The organism is Rathayibacter sp. AY1D5 (genome assembly GCF_002932515.1).
GTDB lineage: Bacteria > Actinomycetota > Actinomycetes > Actinomycetales > Microbacteriaceae > Rathayibacter.
This window is the reverse complement of record NZ_PSVU01000006.1, coordinates 1-25274: the sequence shown is the minus strand read 5'-3', so window position 1 is coordinate 25274 and position 25274 is coordinate 1. Positions and strand designations below refer to the sequence as shown.

Below are 25274 nucleotides of genomic sequence, written 5' to 3'. Positions count from 1 at the left end.
GTAGCATCGCGCGCATGGACGTCATCGTGTCGCGCAGCGGCGGAGTCGCCGGCCTCCGCCGGGTGTGGCGGGTCGACGTCGAGCAGCAGCCCGACGAGGGCGCGTGGCGCGACCTGCTCGGCTCGCTCCCCTGGGACGCCGCCGACGGCGAGTCCCCCGGCCGGGCCGACCGCTTCGTCTACGAGATCCGTGTGCAGACGCACCATGTCCGCCTCGGCGAGACCGAGCTCGACGGAGCCTGGCGCGAGCTGGTCGACCGCGTGAAGAAGGCGCAGCCCCGCTAGGAGCTGCGCCTTCTTCACGTGCTCGGAGCTACTCGGTGCCGAGCAGGTCGATCACGAAGATCAGGGTCTTGCCGGAGAGCGGGTGCCCTCCACCGGCCGGGCCGTACGCCAGCGCGGGCGGGCAGATCAGCTTGCGGCGGCCGCCGACCTTCATCCCCGGGATGCCCTGCTGCCAGGCGCGGATGAGGTTGTTGAGGGGGAAGTTGATCGACTGGTCGCGGCTCCAGGAGGAGTCGAACTCCTCGCCGGTGTCGTACTCGACGCCGAGGTAGTGGACCTCGACGGTCGAGCCGGGCTGCGCCTCGGCGCCGTCGCCGACGACGATGTCCTCGACGACGAGGGTGTCGGGGGCCGGGCCCTCAGGGGCGTCGACCTCGGGCTTGGTCAGGTTCTCGCTGCTCATGCCTCGATTCTACGGCGCTCGGGAGCGGAGTCTGGGAGCGGGCTGCGAGCACTCACTCCACGAGCGTGAGGCGCTGCGTCGGCCGGGTCATCGCGACGTAGAGCGATGCGGCGCCGCGCTCGCCGGTCTGCGCGATGAGGCGAGGCCGGGCGATGATCACGGAGTCGAACTCGAGCCCCTTGGCGTCGTTCGTCGACAGCACGGCGATCGCGCGGTCGAGCCCGGTCGCTCCGCGGCCCACCTCCCGGCCGAACCGCTCCTCGAGGCGCTCGGCGATCGCGGCGAGGTCGTCGTCGGGCGCGATGACCGCGAGCGTCCCCTCCGCCTCGATCGCCCGGTCCTCGACGACGGCCCCCAGCACCCGCTCGGCGAGGCTCGCGTCGCCGCGGTCGCGGATCGTCCGCACCGGCCACTCGGTGGAGCGCACGGCCTCCCCCGGCGTGATCTCCAGCCCGTTCTCGCGCGCCGTCCGCTCGGCGAAGGCGACGATCTGCGCGGGCGTGCGGTAGTTGACCGTCAGCTCCTCCAGACGCCACGGCGCCGCCTCCACTCCCCGGCCCTGGCGGCCGAAGGTGTCGCGGAGCGCGGCGTCCCAGCTCGAGGCGGCGGAGGCGCCGGACGCCTGCGCGACGTCGCCCACGATCGTGAACGAGCGCATCGGGCAGCGGCGCAGCAGCACCCGCCACTGCATCGGCGAGAGCTCCTGCGCCTCGTCGACCACGACGTGCCCGTAGGTCCAGGTGCGGTCGGCCACGGCCCGCTCGGCGGTGGTGCCGAGCACCGAGCGCTCGGCGAAGCCGGCCGCGAGGTCCTTGGCGTTGACGAGGCCGTCGACGCCCATGTTGCGGATGGCGGCCTCCGCGTTCTCGACGTCGCGCTTGCGCTGCTCCTTCTCGGCCTTCTTCGAGGCGTCGGCGAGGTCGTCGTAGGCGCCGAGCAGCTCCGCGGCCTCGTCGAGCAGCGGCACGTCGGAGACCGTGAACGGAGCGTCGCGGTCGCGGCGGAGGAGGGAGCGCTGCGCAGCGGTCCAGCGCGGCGTGAGCGTCGCGAACCAGTTCGGACGGGCGTAGAGGTCCTGCAGCAGCTTCTCGGGGGTCAGCGGGATCCACGCGGTGTTGAGAGCGACGCGGACGTCGTGGGCGGTCCGCACGTCCTCGCGCAGCACCGCCTCGTCGGCCTCGTCGACCGTGCTGCCGTGGCTCCGCAGCTGATCGGCGAGCTGGCGGGTGAGCTGCGAGAGCAGCGTCTTGACGAAGGAGACGCGCGCCTCGTTGTGCGGCTTGCGGGTGTCGCGCGCCCGGGTGATCGCGCGCTCCACGTCCTGCGGCTCCAGACGGAGCTTCTCGCCGTTGACGTCGAGCACCTGGGTCTCGGCCGGGACGGTCTGGCGGGAGCGGACCGCGCGCTTGAGCAGCTCCGCCATCCGCGCCGAGCCCTTCACGCGGGCGACCGCGGGCACGTCCTCCTCGACGAGGTCGAGGCCCGGGTAGAGCTGGCCGAGCGTCGAGAGGACGACGCCCGTCTCGCCGAGCGAGGGCAGCACCGCCTCGATGTAGCGGAGGAAGGACCGCGAGGGGCCGACGACGAGCACGCCGGAGGAGGCGATGCGGTCTCGGTAGGAGTAGAGGAGGTAGGCGGCCCGGTGCAGGGCGACCGCGGTCTTGCCGGTGCCCGGCCCGCCCTGCACGACGAGCACGCCGCGCAGCTCGGACCGGATGATGCGGTCCTGCTCGCTCTGGATGGTCGCGACGATGTCGTGCATCCGGCCGGTGCGCTGCGCACCGAGGGCCGCCATGAGCGCGCCCTCGCCCTGCAGCACGGTGCCCTCGCGCAGCAGCTCCTCGTCGAAGACCTCGTCCTCGAAGCGGAGGACCTCGCGGCCCCGAGTGGTGAGGTGGCGCCGGGCGCGCGTCCCCATCGGCCGGGCGGCGGTGGCCTGGTAGAACGCGGCCGACTGCGGGGCGCGCCAGTCGAGCAGCAGCGTGTCCTGCTCCTCGTCGCGCAGGCCGATCCGGCCGATGTAGCGGTGCTCGGCGTCGGCGTCCGCGAGCGTCAGCCGGCCGAAGGCGAGCCGGTCGTCGGCGCCGGTGAGCGAGCGGATGCGGTCCTCGTAGAGCCGCGCATAGGCGTCGCGCTCGGAGCGGCTCTGGTGGTTGCCGCCGACGCTCTCGATGCGGACCGTGTCCAGAGCCTCGCGGGCCTGGGCGATCAGCTCGTCGAGGCGGGCGTAGAGCGCCGCCACGTAGTCGCGCTCCCGAGAGAGCTCGGTGGCCTGCACAGTGCTGCCGTCCGTCATCGTCCGCCTTCCGAGGGTCCGCCGCCGCGGGCCGGGAGGCGCGGGATGCGCTCCGGGGGCCGCGGGAAAACAGGCGGTCCAGTCTACCGAGCGATCCGAAGCGGGCCGTGCCGACAGCGGGATCCGGATGCCTCTTGCGCTCGGCGCCGGGGAGGAGCATCCTCTCTCTCACGAAGAGCTCGACGCCCCGTCCGAGCAGCCGGCCCTGCCGCTGCCGCAGGGCGTCGAGCTCTTTCTCGCGGGTGTCCGTCCTCCGTCCGGTCATCGACCGGGAAGAGAACCGGACGGCCCCGCGTTGCACGCCCCATGGCCACTCCGAGCAGCAGCGTCACCGCCCCCTCCCGCGCCTCGATCGACCTCACGGAGTCGGCACGCGCCGGCTGGGAGTCGTGGCTCGCCCGACGCGTCGAGCGCGTCACCGGACCCCGGGGCGATCTCGCCCTCGTCGAGACGCGCTGGCTCGAGCCCGGCGAGAGCGTCGACGACGAGCAGGCGCTGGCCGGCTACGGCCCCTCGGCGACCCTGACGCGGATGCGCCGCGAGAACCTCGACACCGGCGAGCCGGAGTACGGCTACCGCGTCTGGGACGCGGCCTCCGACGGCATCCGCTCCTTCGACGCCATCGAGACCTTCCCGTTCGACGCCGCCTGGGTGCTCGAGGCGTGGTTCGAGCCGGTCGCCGAGGACCGCACCGTCCCGTTCGAGCACCTGCGCGACAACGGCGCCACCCGCGAGCTCGTCGTGCCCGGCGACATCACCTTCTCGCTCGTGGACGACGGGCGCGCCCGCGAGTACACGGTCGCGGCGTTCGACGACGGCGGCACGCTCCTCGTCCCGTTCGGCGATCCGACCAACCGCAGCGACGACCCGGAGCTCGCGAGCTACCCCGTCGGCCGCTTCCTCGTCGTGCAGCGGATCGGCGGCGCGGCCGACGCGGGCACCCCCGGTCCGGTGCTCCTGGACTTCAACCGGGCGTACATCCCGCCGTGCGGCTTCTCGCCCCACTACAACTGCCCGCTGCCGCCCGCGCAGAACCGGCTCGGCGTGCCCGTGACGGCCGGCGAGCGCCGCGTGCGCAGCGCCTCCGCCTAGCGCGCCGGGGCTGAGCGGGGGCGGCCCCGGCTCAGCGGGTGAGCACCGCCCGGCGGGCGACGAGCTCGTCGAGTAGGACCTGCTCGTCGACCGCTCCGGTGCGTCCGCCGCGGCCGAGCAGGAGGTGCTGCCGGTGGTGCGCGAGCCGCGTCGCCGAGCGGAGGAAGTCCCGCATCGCCCGCGGCCGGTCCCCTCCCGCGCTCCGGGCCCAGCGAGCGGCGGTGCGGCGCCCCTCCGCGGTGCCGATCATCCGCACCTCGGCCGGCGAGAGCCAGCCGGCGACGGCGTAGTCGTCGAGCCGCTGGAGCGTCACGCGCCGCTCCTGCCGGCGCAGCAGCACCACCACGACCACGGCGACCGCGAACAGCGGCACCTGGACCACGCCGTAGAAGCCGAACCAGTCGGACACCAGGAACGACGAGCCGTTCCAGAGCGCGTGCAGGAACGCGGCGAGCGCCAGCCCGAGCAGGGCGATGGGCAGCCGCGCGACGGCGGGCCGGTTCGAGGCGAAGCCGAGGGCCGCGCCCGTGCAGGCGGTGAAGAGCACGTGCGCGAAGGGCGAGAGCACCCCGCGGAGGAAGAAGGTCACGGCGAGCGAGCCGAGACCGCCCTCCACGAGCGCGCTGCCGAAGTAGAGGATGTTCTCGACGAAGGCGAACCCGGAGGCGACGACGGCCGCGTAGACGATGCCGTCGACGGGTCCGTCGAAGGTCCGGCGCCAGATCAGCAGGACGAGGAGGACGCCGATCCCCTTGGCCGTCTCCTCGACCAGCGGCGCCTGGATCACGGCGCCGACGAAGTCGGATCCGCTCGGCTGCTGCCCGGACGCGTAGACGGCGATCTGCACGCCGAGGTCGACCAGGAGCGCGATCGCGACGGACCCGGCCGCGCCCCAGAGGAACGCGAACCACAGGCCCAGCGCTGGCTCCGGCTCCCACCGGTCGACCCAGCGGACGCCCAGCAGAACCACGGTCAGCGGGACGAGGGCGATGACCGCGCAGATCCCCGCGGCGCTGACGCCGAGTCCGAGAACCACGTAGGCGAGCACGAGCAGCAGCAGGATCCCGAGGAGCGCCACGCCGATCGAGCCGAGCACGGTCGGCACGACGGAGGGGCGGGCGGTGGCGGGCGGTGCGGGCGGCGGATAGGCGCTCATGGGGCCGACAGTAGGGCACGGGCGGGGTGCGCTGTCGGCGGTTGACACGCGCCGGGCGCGTGGAGGAGGGCCGGGGTGCGGACGCCCGTGTCCGATTCCCGCTCCTGCTCGACGTCGCCGCGTGCGAGGCTCGAGGCGTGCCCGACTCCGATCCGCTCTTCGAGGAGCGCTACCGCGCCGTCGCCTCCCGCGACTCCCGGTTCGACGGGCGGTTCCTGACCGGCGTGCACTCCACCGGCATCTACTGCCGTCCGAGCTGCCCCGCCATCACGCCGCGGCGCGCGAACGTGCGCTTCTACCCGACGGCCGCCGCCGCGCACGAGGCGGGGCTCCGCGCCTGCAAGCGCTGCCTGCCGGACGCCGTCCCCGGCTCCCCCGAGTGGAACCTGCGCGACGACACGGCGGCGCGCGCCATGCGTTTGATCGCCGACGGAGTGGTCGACCGCGAGGGGGTCGAGGGGCTGGCCGCCCGGCTCGGCTACGGCGCGCGCCACCTCGGCCGCATCCTGCGCGAGGAGCTGGGCGCGCCTCCGCTGGCCCTCGCTCGCGCCCAGCGCGCCCAGACCGCCCGGCTCCTGCTCACGAGCACCGACCTGCCCGTGTCCGACGTCGCCTTCGCCGCCGGCTTCACGAGCATCCGGCAGTTCAACGCGACCCTGGCGGAGGTGTACGAGCGGACCCCGACGGCCCTGCGCGCCTCGGCCCGCGGCACGCGCTCCGAGGCGAGCGTCCACGACGGCGCGACCACGCTGGAGCTCCGGCTGGCAGTGCGGGCTCCGTTCGATCCCGGGGTGCTCGACGTGCTCGGCGGCACCGCGCTCCCGGGCATCGAGGAGGCGTCCCCCGGCGGCTACGCGCGCTCGCTCGTCCTGCCCGGGGGCGCGGCGCTGATCCGGCTGGCGGCGGACGGGGAGAGCGTCCGCTGCAGCGCGACGCTCGTCTCCGTCGCCGACGTCGGGCCGCTGGTCGCCCGGGTGAGGCGGCTGCTCGACCTGGACGCGGACGCCCGCGCCGTGGACGAGGCCCTCGCGGCCGATCCCGCACTCGCTCCGAGCGTCGCCGCCCGCCCCGGTGTCCGCGTGCCCGGCTCCGTCGACCCGGCCGAGATGCTGGTGCGCGCGCTGCTCGGCCGGCGGGAGGCCGCACGGCTGGTCGCGGCGCTCGGCGCGACGCTCCCGGAGTCCGTGGTGAGCGGATCGATCGCACGCGCCTTCCCCTCCCCCGCGGTGATCGCCGAGCACGCAGCCGACGTGCTCTGCGGATCCGCCGACGTGCTGGTGCGGACCTGCACGCTGCTCGCCGAGGGAGCCCTGCGGCTCGACGCCGACCGGGAGGAGCTCGCCGAGCAGCTGCTGGCGGTCCCCGGGATCGACGCGGCCACGGCGGCCGAGGTGGCGCAGCGGGCGACCGGAGATCCCGACGTCCTGCTCACCGGGGATCCCGCGCTCCGGCGGGGCGCGGCGGCGCTCGGCCTGTCCACGGGCGAGCGCGCGCCGGCCGAGGCCGGGCGCCGCTGGGCGCCCTGGCGCAGCTACGCCGGGGCGCGCCTCGCGGCCGCGGTCACGCCTCCGGCGCGGGGTCGATGATCGGGAGCGCCGCGGTCATCGCCTCGATGCCCGAGAGCCGCGCCGGCGAGATCAGCCGCATGACCTCCTCGCGGGACATCAGCCCCGCCTCGACCACGAGGTCGGCGATGTTGCGGCCGGTCGCGAGGGCGGCCTTCGCGAGGGCGGCGGACGCGGTGTAGCCGATGCTCGGGGTGAGCGCCGTCACGACGCCGACCGAGGAGGCGACCATGGCCTCGAGCCGGTCGACGTTCGCGGTGATGCCGTCGATGCAGTTCTCGCGGAGCGTCCTGCAGGCCTGCGTCATCCAGGTGATGCTCTGCAGCAGCGAGTGCGCGATCACCGGCTCGAAGGCGTTGAGCTGGAGCTGACCCGCCTCGGCCGCCATCGTGACCGTGACGTCGGCCCCGGCCACCGAGTAGGCGACCTGGTTGACCACCTCGGGGATGACCGGGTTCACCTTGCCGGGCATGATGCTCGATCCCGCCTGGCGCGGAGGCAGGTTGATCTCGCCGAAGCCGGCCTGAGGGCCCGAGGAGAGGAGCCTCAGGTCGTTGCAGATCTTGGACAGCTTGATCGCGGAGCGCTTGAGCGCGCTCGAGAACGACATGAAGACGCCGGTGTCGCTCGTCGCCTCGACGAGGTCCTGCGCCATCTCGAGGTCGAGGTCGGTGATCTCGTTGAGGTGGCGGACCGCGGCCGCGCCGTAGCGCGGATCGGCGGTGATGCCGGTGCCGATCGCGGTGGCTCCGATGTTGACCTCGGCGAGCAGCCAGATGGTCTCGGAGAGACGGGCGTGGTCCTCGCCGAGGGTCGTCGCGAAGCCGTGGAACTCCTGGCCGAGCGTCATCGGCACCGCGTCCTGCAGCTGCGTGCGGCCGACCTTCAGGACGCTGCCGAACTCGACCGCCTTGCGGGAGAACGACTCGCGCAGCAGCGCCAGCTCGTCGAGCAGGCGGCGCAGCGACCAGGTCATCGCGATCTTGATCGCGGTCGGGTAGACGTCGTTGGTGGACTGGCTGCGGTTGACGTCGTCGAGGGGGTGCAGGTGCGCGTAGTCGCCCCGCTCGAAGCCGCCGATCTCGAGTGCGACGTTGGCGACGACCTCGTTCGCGTTCATGTTCGTCGAGGTGCCGGCGCCGCCCTGGATCACCCCGACCACGAACTGGTCGTGGAACTCGCCGTCGATGATGCGGCGGCACGCGGCCTCGATCAGCTCGGCCTTGGCGGGGGCGAGGGTGCCGAGCTCGGTGTTGGCCCGGGCGGCCGCGAGCTTGACCGTGGCGAGGGACCGGACGAGATCGGGGTAGATCGAGATGGGGCGCTTCGAGATCGGGAAGTTGTCGAGGGCCCGCGCCGTGTGGATGCCCCAGTAGGCCTCGGCGGGGATCTCCATCGAGCCGAGGGAGTCGCTCTCGGTGCGCGTGGCGGGGGTCTCGGTGTCGTCCAGGGCTCTGCCTTCCGGGTCGCGGTCGGGGAGGGTGCTCGGTGCGAGGGTCACGTCCAGCTCCGTTGCTGTCGTCGTGCGGCCCCGGAGGGTGCAGGGGGCTCGCGAACTGCGCGGCCAGCCTATCCCCGGGGCACGGGGCGGCGGCGGACGCGGGCGCGGAGCGTCCGGTCGGCGGGCGCGGAACGACCGCGCCTCCCGCCGCCGGAGCGGACAGGAGGCGCGGGACGCGGGAAGCGGCGGATCAGCGGTAGTCGCTGCCCGACGCGAGGGCCGCGAGCGGCACGAGCACGACCACGACGAGCACGGCGATCGCGAAGAGCAGGACGAGGCCGAGCATGACGGAGTTGAGCACGATGCCCCAGATCGAGAGCGTGCGGCCGGTCGGCTCCCTCCGCAGGCCCAGGATGCCGAAGACGAGGCCCGCGGCCGGAGCGATCACGGTCAGTCCGAAGAAGACGGAGGTGACGCCGAGGATCAGGCTGGTGAGCGAGAACGGGGTCGAGGGCGCCGGGGCGAGCGCCGCGGGCGGGACGGCGGGGGTGCCGTAGGGGGCGCGGGCCTGCTGCGAGGAGGCGGGCTCCTCGGCGGCGGGGCGCTCCCCGGCGGACGGCCGCTCCTCGGTGAGGACGGCGGTCGCGCCCAGGTCCACGGTCGGCTGCTCGTCGGCGGGGGTGGAGAGGCGGGCGGTGCGGTCGTCGGTGGTCACGGTGTGCTCCTTCTCGGGTGCCGGTCGCCCGGCGGGATGCGGTGCCGCCGGGCGGGCCGACGGTGCTGCCGGTGTGCTCCGGCGATGCCTCCACGCTACGGACGCGCCCGGACCCGCCCCATCCGGGGAACCCCCGGAGCTCGGGGGCGATCCCCCGCCTCGACGCGGGGGCGGGTGCGAGACTGGTCCCGGCGCGAGGAGGCGGCGATGGACGACGACGAGCTGCGGCACCGCACCCGGGACCGCAAGGGCGCCCGTGCCGTCTGGTTCGCCGGGCTCTCGGCGCTCGCCGGCTTCGTGGTGATCTCCCCTGTGATCTCCCTCACGGCGACCGTGATGGTGTGGGGGTCGCGGCGGCGGATCGGCACCCTCAGCGACCGGAACGGCCTGGTCGCCGTCAACTGGCAGCTCACCTACCTCGCACTACAGCTGATGCTGGTCCCGCTGCACCTCGCGCTGGTGTCGGTGCGCGACTCGCTCGGCGCCGACTGGCCGCTCGCGACGATCTCGGCGATCCTCGCGCTGGCCGTGCTCAACCTCGTGCTGTGCGTCGTCCTCGGGATCCGGTCCGGCCGGGGACGCACCGTGCGCCTCTGGATCGCCGTGCCCTTCGCCCGCTCCACCCGTCCGCCGCGCTGACCGTCGGGGCACCCCGGTCCGCACGGCTCCCCGCTCCCGGGACTCCGCCCGGCGTGTCCGCGGCGCGGTGCCCCCTCGACCCCGCGGCGGCGGGCAGGGTGGTGGAGTGATCGCCTTCCCTCCGCCCGTGTACGTCGTGGCCGACGACGGAGTGCGGCTGGCCACCTACTCCGTCGGCGAGGAGAGCGCCCCGACCGTCCTCGCCGTGCACGGCTTCGCCTCCCACGCCGTTCTCAACTGGGAGACGTCGGGCTGGCTGCGGACGCTGCACCGGGCCGGGTACCGCGTCGTGGCGCTCGACCAGCGCGGGCACGGCGCGAGCGAGAAGCCGCACCACTCCGACTCCTACAGCGTGGACGCCATGGTGGCCGACCTGGTGCGGGTGCTCGACTCCTACGACCTCGACGCGCCCCACGTCCTCGGCTACTCCCTCGGCGCCCGGATGAGCTGGGTGCTGGGGCTCGAGCACCCGGAGCGGCTCGCATCGCTGAGCCTCGGCGGGCTGACGGTGGGCGAGCCCCTCCGCTCCTTCGACGCGGAGGCGGCCCGGGCCCGCGTCGCCTCCGGCGGCGAGATCGACGACGGCTTCACCCGCGCCTTCATCGGCATGGCGGAGGGCGTGCAGGGCAACGACCTCGCGGCACTGGTGGCGGTGGCCGACGGCGTCCGCGGCGGGGCGCACCCGGAGCACGGGCGGCACCCCGGCCTGCCGACGCTGCTCGTGACCGGCGGCGCGGATCCGATCGCTCCCGGCGGAGAGCTGCTGGCGGCGGAGACGGGGGCGCGGTTCGTGAGCGTCCCCGGCCGCGACCACACCAGCACCGTGCCCGCGCGGGGCTTCAAGGACGCGGTGCTGGCGTTCCTGGCGGAGCAGCGATGAGCCGGCCCCTCGCCGGACGGGAGCACCGCGAGCGCCGAGGCCCGCGGCGTAGCATCCCCCTCATGCAGGCGATCCGCATCGAGAACCCCGGCCCCGACTCCCGACTCGTGCTGGAGGAGGTGCCGACGCCCTCCCCCGGACCCGGCGAGGTCCTCGTCCGCGTGGCGGCCGCCGGCGTCAACCGCGCCGACCTCGGCCAGCGCGGCGGGGTCTACCCGCCGCCGCCCGGCGCCTCCGAGATCCTCGGGATGGAGGTGTCCGGCACGGTCGTCGCGCTCGGCGAGGACGCGACCGGGTTCTCGGAGGGCGACGAGGTCTGCGCGCTGCTCTCCGGCGGCGGCTACGCGGAGTACGTCGCGGTCGACGCGGGCCTGGTGCTGCCGGTGCCGGACGGCGTCGGCCTCGTCTCGGCCGCCGCCCTCCCGGAGACGACGTCCACCGTCTGGTCGAACCTCGTGATGGTGGCCGGGCTCGGATCCGGCGACACCGTCCTCCTCCACGGAGGCGGGAGCGGGATCGGGACCACGGGCATCCAGGTCGCCGCCGCCCTCGGCGCCCGCGTCGCCGTCACGGCCGGCAGCCCCCGCAAGCTCGAGGCGTGCCGCGCGCTCGGGGCCGACGTCCTGATCGACTACCGCGAGGAGGATTTCGTCGAGCGGATCCGCGAGGCGACCGGCGGGCGCGGCGTCGACGTGATCCTCGACCCCGTCGGCGGCGACTACCTGGCCCGTGACCTGGAGGCGCTGGCCGTGGGCGGGCGCGTGGTGTTCATCGGCAACCAGTCCGGTGCGCTGGGCTCGCTCGATCTCGGGGTGCTGATGCGCAAGCGCGGGGCGGTGCACGCCACGACCCTCCGCGCCCGGCCCCTGGAGGAGCGGCGCGCGATCGTCGCGCAGGTGCGCGCGGAGGTCTGGCCGCTGGTCGCCGCCGGGACGGTGCGACCGGTGGTGGACGAGGTGGTCCCGCTCGCCGAGGCCGAGCGGGCGCACGACGTGATGCGCTCCTCCGGCCACATCGGCAAGCTGCTGCTCACCCTGTGACGCCCCGCACCGGAGGAGGCCCCCGCCGCCCGCGGTGAGCGGGAGCGGGGCCTCCTCCGGTGATGCCCTCCGGCGGGGCGTCAGACCGCGGAGCGCAGGAGTCCGAGCGAGCGGTTGATGCCGTCGACGTCGACCGCGGCCGGATCGAACGAGGCTCCGGCGGCGAGGCCGAGAGCCTCGAGCGCCTCCGCGTGGTCGGCCGAGGACGGGTCCGTCGCCGCCCGCACCGTGTCGGCCCAGGCCGCGGGGCCTCCCGGCACGTCGAGCGGAGCCGCGCCGCGCGCGCCCGTGCAGCGCGGCAGAGCCGACGACAGCGGCGCGATCGACTCCAGACGGATGACGTGGCGCCACTCGTCCTCGAGGTCGTAGACGTAGAAGAGCTCGTCCTGCTCCTGCTCGAGCACCTCGGCGAGCGCGACGCCCGCCTCGTCCACGAGGTCGGCGCCGAACTCCTCCGCGTCGGACGGCGAGCCGATCGGAGCCTGCTCCTCATCGGACACGCCCACGCTGAAGTAGTGCGGCTGTGCGTCGGTCCAGCCCAGCGAGAGCTGGAGCGCGAGGTGCAGATCGCGCAGCGACGACTCGGAGGAGAGCTCGAGGCGCCTCCAGACGACGGGCTTGGTCCCGAGCAGGGCGACGTGGAGCGCGTAGGCCGTCGCCGTGTCCTGGGTCGCCTCGTCGAGGATCTCGAGGCGGGTGGCCTCGCGCTCGCCGAGGAGGACGACCGTCGCGCGGACGACGGAGGCGAGGACGGGCGCCAGGCCCTCCGGCACCGCGTAGCCGAATTCCGGCGAGTGCAGCAGCAGCCCGAGCTCGGCGGTGTCGTCGAGCATCCGCTCGGCCGTGCCGACCATGCGCTCGCGCTCGTCGAGGGCCTCGTCGAGCGAGACTCCGGAGTCGGCTGCCAGCTCGTCGACCAGCTCGCCGACGACCAGGCCCGGGTGGATCTCGGCCTGGCAGGCGACCGCGATGCGGACCAGCACGGCGTCGGTGGTGGTGACCGCGCGCTCCTCCGGGGAGAAGGCGCCGTCCTCGGTGTCGGCGGCCGCCAGCGCGGTCTGGGCGCTGAGGATCCACTGCTCGAGGAAGCGGGCGACATAGGCGACGCGCTCGGCGGCGGCCTCGTGCGCATCGGAGCTGCGCCAGAGCACGGCGGCCTCGCCGAGACCTGCGGCGGATCCCTCCTGCTCGAGCACGGCCGAGCCGACCAGCGCGTCCCACCAGGCCGAGACCGGGATGCGGACGGAGTCGTCGCTCGGGGTGGATCCCGCGGAGGAGATGCCCGCCTCGACCGCGATCTCGCGGGCGGCGCGCTCGGTGAGGGTCGCGCCGTCGTCAGCGGCGAGGTGCTCGACCACGACGTCGGCGGCGTGCACGAGAGCGGTGGCGCGCACGGCGGAGAGCTGCTCCTCGGCCGGGACCTCGTCGAGCTCGGCGAGGTCGTCGAGCACGGCCTCCACGAAGGAGCCGGCGAGGTCGAGAACCTCGTCGAGGACGGCCTGGCACTCGTCCAGCTCCTCGTCGGTGCCGGTCCAGAGGTCCTCGTCGGTGAGGAAGTCGAGGAAGTGCTCGACGACCTCGGCGACGGTGAAGAGGGTGTCGTCGAGGTCGGCCTCGCTCTCCTCCCCCGACAGGTCTGCCTCGATCTGGTCGAAGACGGCCTCGAGCAGCTCGGCGTCGGGCTGGGCGAAGGAGCCGCGCGGGCGCAGGTCGCGGGTCATCGCGAAGAGGTCGGTCAGCACCTCGACGGCCTCGTCGGCCTCGAGGTGCTCGTGCTGCATGCCCACCTCGGCGAGGTGCGAGCGGTACCAGCTGCGGAACCGCACCATCAGCGCGGTCTCGGCCGTGCGGCCGCCGCCCTGACCGCCGGACCCGCCCTGACCGCCTCCGGATCGTCCCTGGTTGCGCTTCTTGCCCATGATTCCTCCGCGACCGCTCCACTCACGACGAAGCGCTCCAGCCTACCCAGTGCGGGCGCGCGGCGGCACGCGCGGTCGCCCCCTGTTCACCCTGTGCGCACCGGGGGTCCGCTCCCTCTGATGCGGCCGATCGCCCGAGTCTCGGGATCAGCGCGCTGTGGGAGTCCTCGCCGCCCGGGCCCCTGCCACACGGGTCGCGATCATGAGAAATCTCGCAGCGATCGGATGGCGAGGCTTGCGCTCGGACCCTCCGCTTGGGTGGAGTGTCCGGATGACCGACACGACGGACACCGCCGAGACCGCTCCCGGGAAGGCGTCGCTCAAGCGGGTGATCACCGGACCGCTGCTGTTCGCCTTCATCGTGGGCGACACGCTCGGCGCCGGCATCTACACCCTGGTCGGCACGATGGCGGAGGACGTGGGCGGCGTGATCTGGCTGCCGCTGCTGATCGCGCTGGTCGTCGCCCTGCTCACCGCGGGCACGTACGCCGAGCTGATCACCAAGTACCCGCACGCCGGAGGGGCGGCGCGCTACGTGGACCGCGCGTTCGGGAAGCCGTACCTCTCGTTCCTGATCGGCTTCCTGATGATGGCCTCCGGCATCACGACGGCGGCCTCCCTGGCGAACGCGTTCGCGGGCGACTACCTCGGGGCCCTGCTGGACGTGCCGCCGATCCCGACCGCGATCGTCTTCATCGCGATCCTCACCCTGGTGAACCTGCGCGGGGTGAAGGAGTCGCTGACCGCGAACCTGGTCGCCTCGGTGATCGAGGTGAGCGGACTGGTCATCGTCATCGTCTGCGCCGCGGTCTTCTTCGGCTCCGGCGACGGCGACGCCTCCCGCGTGCTCGAGTTCAACCCCGACGTCGCTCCGCTGCAGGGGGCGTTCGCCGCCTCGATCGTCGCCTTCTTCTCATTCCTCGGCTTCGAGGCCGCGGCGAACATGGCCGAGGAGGTGCGGAACCCTTCGAAGGTCTACCCGCGGGCCCTCTTCGGTGCGCTGATCACCGCCGCCGTGGTCTATCTCCTGATCGCGCTCGGCGCCGTGATCGTGCTGCCGAACGACGAGCTCGCGGCCTCCAGCGGCCCCCTGCTGGACGTGGTCGCGGCGAGCGGAGTGGCGGTGCCGCCGTGGCTGTTCGGCCTGATCGCGCTGGTCGCCATCGCGAACGGCGCTCTGCTGTTCATGGTCATGGCGTCGCGGGTCGGGTTCGGGCTCGCCACCTCCGGGCTGCTTCCGAGCGCCTTCGGCAAGGTGCTCCCGGGCCGCCGCACGCCGTGGGTGTCGATCGTGGTCGTCGGCGGAGTGACGATGCTGCTCAGCCTCATCGGAGACGTCGGCACCCTCGCCGAGACGACGGTGCTGCTCCTGTTGCTGGTGTTCATCGCGGCGAACGTCTCGGTGCTGGTGCTGAAGAAGGACCGCGTCGACCACGCCCACTACTCCGTGCCGCGCGTGGTGCCGGTGCTCGCGACCATCGCGAGCGTGGTGCTGCTGACGCAGCAGACGGGCGTGGTCTGGCTGGCGACAGCGGGCTACGTGGTCGTGGGGACGCTGCTGTTCCTCGCCACCCGCCTGGGGAAGCGGAAGCACGCGGAGCGGACCCCGGACTGATCCGGGCCGGCGGCGATCCGTCGCGAGCGGCCCGTCCGCAGATCCCCTGCGGGCCGTCCGCGGCGGATCGATCGCGGGGGGCGGTGAGGAGTGGGATCGTGAGGCTATGACCGTCACGCTCGAGCCGATGCCCGCCGCCGCTCTCGCCGCCTGGATGCGGGTAGAGCGCTCGGCGTACATCGAGGACCGGATGCGGGCGGGCGACGACGAGGCGGCCGCGACCCGCAACGCCGACGCCTCGTACGAGAAGTACTTCCCGGGCGGCTCCCCCGCCGCCGGGCACGACGTGCTCCTCGTCTCCGAGGACGGCCGCGCGGTCGGGTCGCTCTGGCTCGGCCCGCACCCGAGCGGACTCGAGGGCGTCGGGTACGTCTGGGACGTGCAGATCGACGCCGCCGAGCGCGGCCGCGGCCTCGGCCGGGCGGCGATGCTGCTCGCGGAGTCGCACGTCCGCTCCCAGGGCGGCTCCGCCCTCGCGCTGAACGTGTTCGGCTTCAACACCGCCGCGCGGGCTCTGTACGAGTCGCTCGGCTACGAGACGACGTCCCTGCAGATGCGCAAGCCGCTGGTCTGAGCGGGGCCGCTCGACGCCGGGCAGGGGCACGACCCGGTCGCGCAGAACGCCGCACGCCGTGCTCGAGGGCGGACGCCGACGGGCGCCCACCGACGAGCACGGCGGCGGTGGTGGAACCGCCGGGGATCGGCGGGACCCTGCGGTCAGCTCGTGGAGGCCACGGCGGTCGGGTCGCCGGTGCCGGACGGACGCGGGGCGTCACCCGATCCCGTCGCCACCGACGCGCCGGTCGGAACGACGGTGCCGCCGGTCGCCATCCCCCGGCCGAAGGCCTGGCCCTGGAGGATCGCGCCGAGGTCGACGCCGGTCGCCGACCTGACGCTGTCGAACGTCGCGGCGAGACCCGCCGCCTGCTCGCGCGCGATGTGGGTGCCGGCGGTGTCGCCGCCGATCAGCGTCACCGAGCCGACGTTCTGGTAGCCCTTCGCGAACTCGGCCATGAGCGAGGGCAGCTGCCCGATGAGCTCGCGACCCAGGATCGCCTCCTGGTTCTCTCGGAGCGCCTCCGCCTCGGCCGCGATGGCCGCCGCGCTCGCCTCGCCCTTCGCGCGGATGGCCTCCGCCTCGGCGGTCGCGTTCGCGCGCAGCGCCTCGGCCTCGGCGCCCGCCTTGGCCCGCAGTGCGTGGGCCTCGGCCTCGGCGCGGGCGCTCACGGCGGCGGCCTCGGCGGCGGCGGACGCCTGGCGCGCCTCCGCCTGGCGCTGGACGGCGTAGGCCTCGGCGTCCGAGACCTGCTGCGCGACCTGGCGGTCCGTCTCGGCCTTCTTCTCGCGTCCGTAGGCGTCGGCGTCGGCCTCGGTCTGACGGCGGTACTTCTCGGCGTCCGCGACGCGCTTGACGTCGGCGTCGAGCTCGGCCTGCCGGTTCTCGGCGCGCTGCACGAGGACGGCCTGCTCGCGCTCGGCGCGGGCCAGGTTCTCGGCCTGCTCGGCCTCGGCGTTGGCGCGGCCGACCTCGGACTTCGCGGCGGCGGTGTTCTTGTCGTAGGCGGTCTGCTCGATCAGGTTCGCCTCGTCCGTGGCCAGCTGGCGAGCCTTGACCTCGCGGGCCGCGTTGATCCGCGCGACGTCGGCCTCGCGGCGGACGCGCTCGATCTCCTGCGCTCCGAGCGCCTCGATGTAGCCGTTGCGGTCGGTGACGCCCTGGATGGCGAAGGAGTCGAGGACGAGGCCCTGGGCGAGCAGGTCGCCCTTGATGCCCTCGGCGATCTCGTCTCCCAGCTTCTGCCGGTCCTGCATGACCTCCTCGACGCTGAGCTTCGCGACGACGCCGCGGAGGGCGCCCTCGAGCTGCTCGGTCGTGAAGACGTCGATGGACTGGTCTTGCGACGCGAAGCGCTCGGCGGCGGCGCGGACCTGGTCGGCCGTGGACCCGATCTTGACCAGGGCGACGCCCGCGAGGTGGATGGTCACGCCGTTCTTGGTCTGCGCGACCGGCTCCATCTTGATCTGGCGGGAGCGCAGCGAGATGCGGTCGGACCGCTGGGTCAGCTTGTTCACGAACGCGCCGCCGCCGGTGATGACGGTCATGTTCGAGGTGAGGCCGTCCTCGCCCTTCTGCTTCTTCCCGACGATCACGATCGCCTCGTCGGCCTGCGGCACCTGGTACCAGGCGCGGAAGAGGAAGAAGCCGATGAGGGCGATCAGCAGGAGTGCGCCGACGGCGACTCCGGCGAGGACGATCCAGAGGAGATCCGGTTCCATGGGCGGGCGACCTTTCGTCCGACCCGCGCGACGCGGGTACCTGAGAGACGTACAGGTTCCATCGTGTCACAGCGCCTCGGACGGCCGCGTCGGCCGGAGGGGGGATACTGCGGACGCCGCCGAGAGCGGATCACGAGGGGGCGGGCCCGGAGGAGGACGCCACGAACGAGGGCGTCGCGCGGAGTGCCGCGGAGGAGAGCAGTGCTGGGGTACCTGGACTCGAACCAAGAACAACTGAACCAGAATCAGCCGTGTTGCCAATTACACCATACCCCAATGGTCATCCGGAGGTGATCCCGGGACCAGGCGGCGACCGGATCGAGACCCGAGCGCCGAGAGACGACAGTACCCTACGCGGGCATCCCGCTCAAATCGAGCCGCGGACGACGCTGCCCTCGGACTCCGGGGCGGCCTCGCCGAGGCGGGCGCGGACGAGGTCGCGGTTGATCGCGGAGGCGACCTGGGCGCCCGATCCGGCGGCGACGATCAGCTGCTGCGGGCCGGGAGGGGTGACCTCGCCGGCGGCGTAGAGGCCGGGGACGGACGTGCGGCCACCGGCGTCGACGCGGAGGAAGCCGTCGGCGTCGCGGTCGGGGCCGGCCGCGTCCAGGTAGTCCAGCGCGGGCGTCCAGACGGGGCGGACGAACGCGCCGGTGCGCGGCACGACGTCACCGTCGACGAGGCGGACGCCGGTCATCTCGGCGCGCTCCCCGGCGAGGTCGGCGACCGGGCGCCGGTCGACCCGGATGCCGATGGAGGCGAGCAGCGACTCGTCGGCGTCGCTCACCGTCCCGACGCCGTTGGTGAAGACGATCAGGTCGGTCGACCACTGCGAGAGGAGCATGGCCCGCTCCGCGAGGTCGTCGGTCTCGCCGATCAGGGCGAGCGCCTCCCCCGCCTTCTCGTAGCCGTCGCACTCCATGCAGCTGTGCACGGCGGTGCCGTAGTAGGCGCGCAGGCTCGGGAGCGCGGGCGGCGTCTCGAGGAGCCCCGCGGCGACCACGACGGCGGTGGCGACGACCGAGCGGTCCGCGCTGCCGCGCACGCCGCGCGCGCCGACCACGAATTCGCCGCCGGAGCGCTCGACCGACGTGACGAGGGCGTTGTGCACCTCGGCGGCCTCGTAGCGCTCGAACTCCTCGCGGCCGAGGCGGCGCAGCTCGAGCGGCGAGATGCCGTCGCGGGTGAGGAACCCGTGCGAGTGCAGGGTCGCAGCGTTCCGCGGGCGGTTGCTGTCGAGCAGCAGCACGCTGCGGCGCGCCCGGACGAGGTTGAGCGCGGTCGAGAGCCCGGCGGGGCCCCCGCCGATCACGACGACGTCGTAGCGTCCGCCGACCGTCTCCGCCACGGTCAGGCCTGCCGGGAGGTGCCGAGGTGAGCGCCCAGGCGGTCGAGGCGGGCGATCGACTCCTGCTTGCCGAGGATCTTTATCGACTCGAACAGCGGCGGCGAGACGCGGCGTCCGGAGACCGCCGTGCGCAGCGGCCCGTAGGCGATGCGGGGCTTGAGGCCGAGGCCCTCGATCAGCGCGGAGGCGAGCGCCTCCTGGATCGAGGCCGTCAGCCACTCGGACGCGGGGACGAGCTCGAGGGCGCCGATCGAGGCGGCGAGCACCTCGCCGGCGTTCGCGGGCAGGCCCTTCAGCGCGTCCTCGTCGTACTCGAGCGCGTCGGACGCGGTGAAGAGGAACCCGAGCATGCCGGGGGCCTCCCCGAGCAGGCCGATCCGCTCCTGCACGAGGGGTGCGGCGGCGTCGAGCACGGCGCGCTGCTCGGCGGTCGGCTCGCCCGCGAGCACTCCGGCCGCCACGAGGTACGGGATCGTCCGCTCGGTGAAGTCGTCGACGGCCAGGAGGCGGATGTGATCGCCGTTGATCGACTCGGCCTTCTTGAGGTCGAAGCGGGCCGGATTGGGGTTCACGTCGGCGACGTCGAAGGCGGCGACCATCTCGTCGATCGAGAAGACGTCGCGGTCGTGCGTGAGCGACCAGCCGAGCAGGGCGAGGTAGTTGACCAGGCCCTCCGGGATGAAGCCGCGGTCGCGGTGGTGGAAGAGGTTCGAGGACGGATCGCGCTTGGAGAGCTTCTTGCTGCCGTCGCCCATCACGTAGGGGAGGTGCCCGAAGCGCGGGACGAAGGTCGTCACTCCGATGTCGATCAGCGCGTGGTACAGCGCGATCTGCCGGGCGGTCGAGGGGAGGATGTCCTCGCCGCGCAGCACGTGGGTGATCTGCATGATCGCGTCGTCGACCGGGTTCACCAGCGTGTAGAGCGGCTGGCCGTTGGGGCGCACCACGACGAAGTCGCTGAAGGAGCCGGCGGGGAACGTGATCGGGCCGCGGACCAGGTCGTCGAAGGACAGGTCGGCGTCCGGCACGCGCAGGCGCAGCGCCGGGGCGCGGCCCTCGGCGCGGAAGGCGGCGCGCTCCTCCTCGGTGAGATCGCGGTCGTGGTTGTCGTACCCGTGCTGCTTCGCGCGGCCGGCCGCCTCGTTGCGCGCGTCGATCTCCTCGGCCGTGGAGTAGCTCTCGTAGAGGTGCCCCGAGGCCGTCAGGCGCGCGATCACGTCGAGGTAGACATCGGTGCGCTCGGACTGCCGGTACGGGCCGTGCGGGCCGCCGACTCCGACGCCCTCGTCCCAGTCGAGCTTCAGCCAGCGCAGCGCGTCGAGGATCTGCTCCACGCTCTCCTCGCTGTCGCGGGCGGCGTCCGTGTCCTCGATGCGGAAGACGAACGTGCCGCCGGTGTGGCGCGCGTACGCCCAGTTGAACAGGGCGGTGCGGATGAGGCCGACGTGCGGGGTCCCGGTCGGCGAGGGGCAGAAGCGGACGCGGACGTCGCTCCCGGTCGCGGTCGTGAACGGGTGCGCGTCCGGCGCGCTTTCCAGGGGCGGGGTGAGCTCAGACATACGAGGCCGATCCTACCGGCGGGAGCCGGTGCGGCGCCCGGGATCGCGGGGGCCGTGGCGCCTCCGCCCCGGGCACGGTGCGCGCCTCGCGGCGACTGCTTCTACCGGACAGCACTGCTCCGAGTCAACGGACTCCCCGAGCGAGCAGGAGCAGTGGTGCGCTGACCCCGGGCCTCTCGTCGAGAGGGCCCGAGCGCCGCACCGCAGGCCGCGCCGGGCCTCCGCGCGAGCGTGCCCGGAAGGAGCACTGATGAGCACGATCGATCTCGACCCCCGCACCGACCGCCCGAGCGCCCTCACCGAGGCGGCGCGGGAGGAGAAGGACGCCCGCACGCTCTCGCTCTTCCAGGCGGCTGTGAGCGCGGAGGCCGCCGAGGGCGCGCGCATCCGCGAGCGCATCGTGCTCGACCACCTGGGCCTGGCCGAGGCCATGGCCCGCCGGGTCTCCCGGAGTGGAGGCGACTGGGCGGATCTGCGCCAGGTCGCCTACGTGGGCCTCGTGAAGGCCGCCCGCCGCTTCACTCCCGAGCGCGGCGACAGCTTCGCCGCGTTCGCCGTCCCCACGATCACCGGCGAGCTCAAGCGCCACCTCCGCGACCTCGGCTGGATGATCCGGCCGCCGCGCGGCGTGCAGGAGCTGCACCGCCGCTCCGCCGTCGTCGCCGACGAGCTCGCGCAGGAGCTCGGCCGGCACCCCACCGACCAGGAGATCGCCCGCCGCCTCGGAGTGGACGCGACGGAGGTGGCCGACGCGCGCCTCGCGGGGCATCCGCTCTCCCTCGACGAGACCGTGGGCGAGGGCGGCGTCGGCCTGGGCGACACTCTCGGCGGCGAGGACGACCGGCTGCTCGAGATCGACCGGCGGCACGGGCTCGCCGAGGCCCTCGCCGAGCTCGAGGAGGGCCAGCGCGAGCTCCTGCGGATGCGCTTCGTCGAGGAGCGCACCCAGCAGCAGATCGCCGACGCCCTGGGGACGACGCAGATGCAGGTCTCGCGCCTGCAGCGGCGGATCCTCGCGCAGCTCGCCGACCGGCTCGGCGCCCCCTCGCGCAGCCATCAGCCGCGTGCTCCCCGGGCCCGCGTGGCCACGGTCACTCCGGTCCGACCGGCGACGCGGCTGAAGTCCGCCTGAGGTGGGCCTCGGCACGCGACGGGAGCGACGCGAGGGCGGCGAGGACGTCGTCGACCTGGACCGCGAGCAGCGCCGGGTCCGGCTCGGCAGAGAAGACGTCTCCGCGGCGGAGGGAGGCGTCGGTCAGCACGACGTGCGGCCCCGAGGCCGGAGGGCCCCAGGCCTCGGGCGGTGCCGGACCGAAGATCACGACCGAGGGGACGCCGTACGCGGAGGCGAGGTGCGCGGCTCCGGTGTCGACGGTCACTACGACCTCGGCGGCCGCGACGACCGCGGCGAACCCGCTGAGCGCGAGCTCCCCCGCCAGCACCTCGCCCGTGCCGGCGAGCTCGGCGACGCGGCGGGCGCGGTCGGCCTCGTTCGCGCCTCCGGTGTAGACGACGCGGTGCCCCTCGGCGGTGAGGGCGCGCGCCACCGCGGCGAAGCGCTCCTCCGGCCACTCGCGAGAGCCGTAGAAGGCCCCGATGTGCACGACGGCGGCTCCGGGGGCCGAGGCGGGCTCCTCGGGGACGGCGATCGCGACGTCCTCGGGGTCGGCGTCGAGACCGATCGAGTTCACCAGGCGGGCCCAGCGGGCGCGCTCGAGCTCGCCGTCGATCCAGAGCGGCCGCGGGTCCTCCGGGCCCGCGCCCGGGTCCAGCGCCGGGACGCGGAACTCGAGCGTGCGCTCGGGCGCGATCTCGCGCAGCCGCAGCCGCGACTCCGGGCCGTTGCCGTGGAGGTTCACGCCGAGCTCGACGCGGCCGGCGGCCATCGGCAGCGGGTCGTCGAGTCCGTGGAGGGTGGGCACGAGCGCGTCCAGGCCCTCGACCAGGTCGACGATCGGCTCGAGCCAGGGCGTGGTCGCCATGATCAGCCGGTGGTCCGGGAAGCCTCGGCGCAGGGCCTTGAGCGCCGGGACGGCGACGAGCAGGTCGCCGAGCTTGAGGGCGCGCAGCGCGAGGATCTCCGGAGTCCCGTCCGGGGCGGTGAGAGCGCGCACGGCGCCTCCTTCCTGTCGGAGTCCCCGTACCCCGCTGCGCGCACCTCAGACGCGCCGCCCGCAGATGCGAGCGACGCGCCCGGACGGACCGACTTCTCCGGAAGGGGGTTTACATCCCCGGTCGAGGGGTACGAGGAGAAGGTGAACGACTCCTCCTCCCGGAGCGCCGACGAGCGCGCGAGGGCCCCGCGCCTGCGGGGGATCCTCTTCGACCGCGATGCGACGCTCGTGGTCGACGTGCCCTACAACGGCGACCCAGCGCAGGTCTCCCCGATGCCCACCGCCGTCGCCGCGGTCGAGCGGGCGCGCGAGGCGGGGCTGGCCGTGGGCGTGGTCACCAACCAGTCCGGGATCGCCCGCGGGATCATCGACCGCGGCCAGGCCGACGCGGTGAACCGGCGCGTGGACGAGCTGTTCGGTGGCTTCGACGTGTGGATGCTCTGCCCCCACGGCCCGGAGGACGGCTGCTCCTGCCGGAAGCCCCGGCCCGGCATGGTGCTCGGCGCCGCCGAGCAGCTGGGACTGCCGGCACGGTCCCTCGCCGTGATCGGCGACATCGGGGCCGACGTCCGCGCCGCCGCCGCGGCCGGCGCCCGTGGAGTGCTGGTGCCGACTCCGATCACCCGCGCCGAGGAGGTGGACGCCGCTCCGCTGCAGGCGGCGACGCTCCTCGAGGCGGTCGAGCTGCTGCTCGCGATGCAGCCCGCCGAGGACGCCGAGTGAAGCGCCGCGTGCTCGTCGCCCGCCTGGACAGCGCGGGAGACGTCCTGCTGTGCGGACCCGCCGTCCGCGCGATCGCGGCCGACGCCGAGGTGCTGCTGCTGAGCGGTCCGCAGGGAGCGCCCGCGGCCGCGCTGCTGCCGGGTCCCTCCTCCGTCCGCACCTGGTGGTGCCCGTGGATCGGCGACGCCTCCCGCCCCGTCGACTCCGAGCTCGTCGACGAGCTGCGCGCGATCGTCGAGGAGTTCGCGCCGGACGAGGCCGTGATCCTCACCTCCTTCCACCAGTCGCCGCTTCCGCTGGCCCTGCTGCTCCGCCTCGCCGGTGTCGCCCGCATCACGGGCGCCTCAGTCGACTTCGCGGGCGCCCTGCTCGATGTGCGCCTCGTGCCGGGCGAGACCCTCGAGGAGGACCAGCCGGAGCCGGAGCGCGCGCTCGCGATCGCGGCGGCGGCCGGCTTCGCGCTGCCCGCCGGCGACGACGGACGGCTCCGCGTGCGCCGCGAGGGCGTGCTGCCCGCCGCTCTCGAGGGGATCGGCCCCTACGCGGTCGTGCACCCCGGGGCAGCCGTCCCCGCCCGCGCCTGGCCCGCGGCGAACGCGGCCCGCGCCGTCGAGCTGCTGGCGGACGCGGGCCTCGCTGTCGTCGTCACCGGCGGCCCGGGCGAGCGCTCCCTCACGGCCGAGGTCGCGGGCACCCGCGGCATCGACCTCGGCGGGGCGACGGACTTCCCCGGCGCCGCCGAGGTGCTGGCCGGCGCCGAGGTCGTGATCTGCGGCAACACCGGCCCCGCGCACCTCGCCGCCGCGGTCGGCACCCCCGTGGTCAGCCTCTTCGCGCCGGTCGTCCCGGCCGTGCGCTGGGCGCCCTACGGCGTCCCGGTCGCGCTGCTCGGCGACCAGGAGGCGCCCTGCGCCGGCTCGCGCGCCCGCGTGTGCCCCGTCCCCGGCCATCCCTGCCTCGCGGGGGTGAGCGCCGAGGAGGCGGTCGCCGCCGCCCTCCGACTCCGACCCACGACTTCCCCGAGAGAGGCCATCGCATGAGGATCCTGCTCTGGCACGTGCACGGCGGCTGGGCGGACGCCTTCGTCCGCGGCGCCCACACCTACCTGCTCCCCACGACTCCGGCCCGCGACGGCTGGGGCCTGGGCACCGGCGGCCGCGACTGGCCGAGCGCCGTCGAGATCGCGCCCGAGGAGCTGCACGACGCCGACGTCGACGCGGTCCTCCTCCAGAGGCCCGAGGAGCTCGCCGAGGCCGAGCGCCTGCTCGGGCGACGCCTCGGCCGCGACGTACCCGCCGTCTACGTGGAGCACAACACACCCCGCGGGGACGTGCCGGACAACCGCCACCCGCTCGCCGACCGCGACGACCTGCTGATCGTCCACGTCACCCACTTCAACGCCCTGATGTGGGACACCGGATCGACGCGGACGACGGTGATCGAGCACGGGATCCACGACCCGGGTCCCCTCTACACCGGCGAGCTGCCGCACTTCGGCGTGGTCGTCAACGAGCCCGTCCGCCGGGGCCGGGTCGCCGGGACCGACCTGCTCCCCCGCTTCGGCGCCGTCGCTCCGCTGGACGTCTTCGGGATGAAGACCGACCGGCTCGCCGAGCTGCCGGGCCTGGAGGACGTGACGGTCCTCGGCGACGTCCGCACGCAGGCGATGCACGCGGCCCTGGCCCGCCGCCGGGTCTACCTGCACCCGTTCCGCTGGACCTCCCTCGGCCTCGCGCTGCTGGAGGCGATGCATCTCGGGATGCCCGTCGTCGCGCTCGACGTGACGGAGGCGGGGCGCGCCGTCCCGCCCGAGGCCGGAGCGGTCTCGAACGACCTCGACGCCCTCGTCGCCTCGGCCCGGGCGCTCGTCGAGGACCCGGACCGCGCCGCCCGCGCCGGCGCCGTCGCCCGCGAGGCCGCGCTCGCGCGCTACGGCCTCGCCCGGTTCCACCGCGACTGGGACGAGGTCCTCGCCGACCTCCCGGGACGCCGGTCGCCGGAGCCCGCTCTGGAAGGGAGCACCCGATGAAGCAGCACCTCTCCTCCGCGCCCGCGCTCACGATCGCCATGGTCTCGGAGCACGCGAGCCCGCTGGCGACCCTCGGCGGCGTCGACGCCGGCGGCCAGAACGTCCACGTGGCGGCGCTCGCCGACGCCCTCGCGCGCCGCGGCCACCGCGTGGTCGTCTACACCCGCCGCGACGACCCC

General features: G+C 74.2%; 23 protein-coding genes and 1 tRNA gene. 13 read left to right on the top strand and 11 right to left on the bottom strand.

Annotated features, from left to right (window positions below; all coding sequences use genetic code 11):
- The first annotated feature begins 14 nt into the window (after positions 1–14).
- On the top strand, positions 15–284 hold the full coding sequence (locus C5C82_RS02900; RefSeq protein ID WP_104226281.1) for a protealysin inhibitor emfourin: 270 nt from the start codon (positions 15–17) through the stop codon (positions 282–284).
- A 28-nt stretch (positions 285–312) separates the two neighbouring features.
- Here C5C82_RS02900 and C5C82_RS02895 read toward each other — a convergent pair whose 3' ends face one another.
- Positions 313–687: an FKBP-type peptidyl-prolyl cis-trans isomerase gene (locus C5C82_RS02895; RefSeq protein WP_104224823.1), complete on the bottom strand. Its 375-nt coding sequence runs from the start codon at positions 685–687 to the stop codon at positions 313–315.
- 52 nt (positions 688–739) lie between these two features.
- A complete protein-coding gene (locus C5C82_RS02890) occupies positions 740–2983 on the bottom strand; it encodes a UvrD-helicase domain-containing protein (protein ID WP_104354581.1) in 2244 nt (747 codons plus the stop codon).
- A gap of 306 nt (positions 2984–3289) precedes the next feature.
- Between C5C82_RS02890 and C5C82_RS02885 the strand changes: the two genes are divergently transcribed.
- Positions 3290–4075: a DUF1684 domain-containing protein gene (locus C5C82_RS02885; protein WP_104233244.1), complete on the top strand. Its 786-nt coding sequence runs from the start codon at positions 3290–3292 to the stop codon at positions 4073–4075.
- A 31-nt stretch (positions 4076–4106) separates the two neighbouring features.
- Here C5C82_RS02885 and C5C82_RS02880 read toward each other — a convergent pair whose 3' ends face one another.
- Positions 4107–5231, bottom strand: a complete 1125-nt coding sequence (locus C5C82_RS02880; protein ID WP_104233243.1) for a PrsW family intramembrane metalloprotease — start codon at positions 5229–5231, stop codon at positions 4107–4109.
- A 137-nt stretch (positions 5232–5368) separates the two neighbouring features.
- Between C5C82_RS02880 and C5C82_RS02875 the strand changes: the two genes are divergently transcribed.
- Positions 5369–6817, top strand: a complete 1449-nt coding sequence (locus tag C5C82_RS02875; RefSeq protein ID WP_181134396.1) for a DNA-3-methyladenine glycosylase 2 family protein — start codon at positions 5369–5371, stop codon at positions 6815–6817.
- On the opposite strand, the gene C5C82_RS02870 is transcribed toward C5C82_RS02875, so the two are convergent.
- Together C5C82_RS02870 and C5C82_RS02865 are read right to left on the bottom strand one after the other, a co-directional pair.
- A complete protein-coding gene (locus tag C5C82_RS02870) occupies positions 6792–8246 on the bottom strand; it encodes an aspartate ammonia-lyase (protein ID WP_258064082.1) in 1455 nt (484 codons plus the stop codon). The genes C5C82_RS02875 and C5C82_RS02870 overlap by 26 nt on opposite strands.
- A 241-nt stretch (positions 8247–8487) precedes the next feature.
- On the bottom strand, positions 8488–8952 hold the full coding sequence (locus tag C5C82_RS02865; protein WP_104250160.1) for a DUF4190 domain-containing protein: 465 nt from the start codon (positions 8950–8952) through the stop codon (positions 8488–8490).
- A gap of 207 nt (positions 8953–9159) precedes the next feature.
- Here C5C82_RS02865 and C5C82_RS02860 point away from each other — a divergent pair, with 207 nt between their 5' ends.
- The 3 genes from C5C82_RS02860 (at position 9160) to C5C82_RS02850 (ending at position 11511) form a co-directional block, all read left to right on the top strand.
- Entirely contained in the window at positions 9160–9591 is a 432-nt protein-coding gene (locus C5C82_RS02860; protein WP_181065463.1) for a DUF4870 domain-containing protein, read from the top strand.
- A 106-nt stretch (positions 9592–9697) separates the two neighbouring features.
- The gene (locus C5C82_RS02855; protein WP_181028772.1) at positions 9698–10471 is read left to right on the top strand and encodes an alpha/beta fold hydrolase; all 774 of its coding nucleotides are present in this window, start codon (positions 9698–9700) and stop codon (positions 10469–10471) included.
- A 62-nt stretch (positions 10472–10533) separates the two neighbouring features.
- A complete protein-coding gene (locus C5C82_RS02850; protein WP_104354578.1) occupies positions 10534–11511 on the top strand; it encodes an NAD(P)H-quinone oxidoreductase in 978 nt (325 codons plus the stop codon).
- An 80-nt stretch (positions 11512–11591) separates the two neighbouring features.
- On the opposite strand, the gene C5C82_RS02845 is transcribed toward C5C82_RS02850, so the two are convergent.
- The gene (locus tag C5C82_RS02845; RefSeq protein WP_104354577.1) at positions 11592–13430 is read right to left on the bottom strand and encodes a plasmid pRiA4b ORF-3 family protein; all 1839 of its coding nucleotides are present in this window, start codon (positions 13428–13430) and stop codon (positions 11592–11594) included.
- Positions 13431–13701: 271 nt separating this feature from the next.
- Between C5C82_RS02845 and C5C82_RS02840 the strand changes: the two genes are divergently transcribed.
- A complete protein-coding gene (locus tag C5C82_RS02840) occupies positions 13702–15045 on the top strand; it encodes an APC family permease (RefSeq protein WP_104226270.1) in 1344 nt (447 codons plus the stop codon).
- 106 nt (positions 15046–15151) lie between these two features.
- Entirely contained in the window at positions 15152–15619 is a 468-nt protein-coding gene (locus C5C82_RS02835) for an N-acetyltransferase (RefSeq protein WP_104354576.1), read from the top strand.
- A 143-nt stretch (positions 15620–15762) separates the two neighbouring features.
- On the opposite strand, the gene C5C82_RS02830 is transcribed toward C5C82_RS02835, so the two are convergent.
- The 4 genes from C5C82_RS02830 to gltX form a co-directional block, all read right to left on the bottom strand.
- Complete coding sequence (locus C5C82_RS02830; RefSeq protein WP_104226268.1) at positions 15763–17322, bottom strand: SPFH domain-containing protein; 1560 nt, start codon at positions 17320–17322, stop codon at positions 15763–15765.
- Positions 17323–17526: 204 nt separating this feature from the next.
- Positions 17527–17598, bottom strand: a tRNA-Gln gene (locus C5C82_RS02825).
- 91 nt (positions 17599–17689) lie between these two features.
- On the bottom strand, positions 17690–18670 hold the full coding sequence (locus tag C5C82_RS02820) for an NAD(P)/FAD-dependent oxidoreductase (protein WP_104276156.1): 981 nt from the start codon (positions 18668–18670) through the stop codon (positions 17690–17692).
- 2 nt (positions 18671–18672) lie between these two features.
- On the bottom strand, positions 18673–20229 hold the full coding sequence (gene gltX / locus C5C82_RS02815) for a glutamate--tRNA ligase (protein ID WP_104354575.1): 1557 nt from the start codon (positions 20227–20229) through the stop codon (positions 18673–18675).
- A gap of 250 nt (positions 20230–20479) precedes the next feature.
- Between gltX and C5C82_RS02810 the strand changes: the two genes are divergently transcribed.
- The gene (locus tag C5C82_RS02810; RefSeq protein ID WP_104223520.1) at positions 20480–21361 is read left to right on the top strand and encodes a sigma-70 family RNA polymerase sigma factor; all 882 of its coding nucleotides are present in this window, start codon (positions 20480–20482) and stop codon (positions 21359–21361) included.
- On the opposite strand, the gene C5C82_RS02805 is transcribed toward C5C82_RS02810, so the two are convergent.
- A complete protein-coding gene (locus C5C82_RS02805) occupies positions 21321–22343 on the bottom strand; it encodes a glycosyltransferase family 9 protein (RefSeq protein ID WP_104233234.1) in 1023 nt (340 codons plus the stop codon). The genes C5C82_RS02810 and C5C82_RS02805 overlap by 41 nt on opposite strands.
- Before the next feature lie 141 nt (positions 22344–22484).
- Here C5C82_RS02805 and C5C82_RS02800 point away from each other — a divergent pair, with 141 nt between their 5' ends.
- The 4 genes from C5C82_RS02800 to C5C82_RS02785 all read left to right on the top strand — a co-directional run.
- On the top strand, positions 22485–23066 hold the full coding sequence (locus tag C5C82_RS02800; RefSeq protein ID WP_104233233.1) for an HAD-IIIA family hydrolase: 582 nt from the start codon (positions 22485–22487) through the stop codon (positions 23064–23066).
- Complete coding sequence (locus tag C5C82_RS02795) at positions 23063–24106, top strand: glycosyltransferase family 9 protein (protein ID WP_104233232.1); 1044 nt, start codon at positions 23063–23065, stop codon at positions 24104–24106. Before C5C82_RS02800 ends, C5C82_RS02795 begins: the two co-directional genes overlap by 4 nt.
- Positions 24103–25095 carry a glycosyltransferase gene (locus C5C82_RS02790; RefSeq protein WP_104233231.1) on the top strand — a complete coding sequence of 331 codons (993 nt, stop codon included), beginning with the start codon at positions 24103–24105 and terminating at the stop codon, positions 25093–25095. Before C5C82_RS02795 ends, C5C82_RS02790 begins: the two co-directional genes overlap by 4 nt.
- A partial coding sequence (locus tag C5C82_RS02785) for a glycosyltransferase (RefSeq protein ID WP_146085949.1) occupies positions 25092–25274 on the top strand: 183 nt, incomplete at its 3' end. The genes C5C82_RS02790 and C5C82_RS02785, both read left to right, overlap by 4 nt.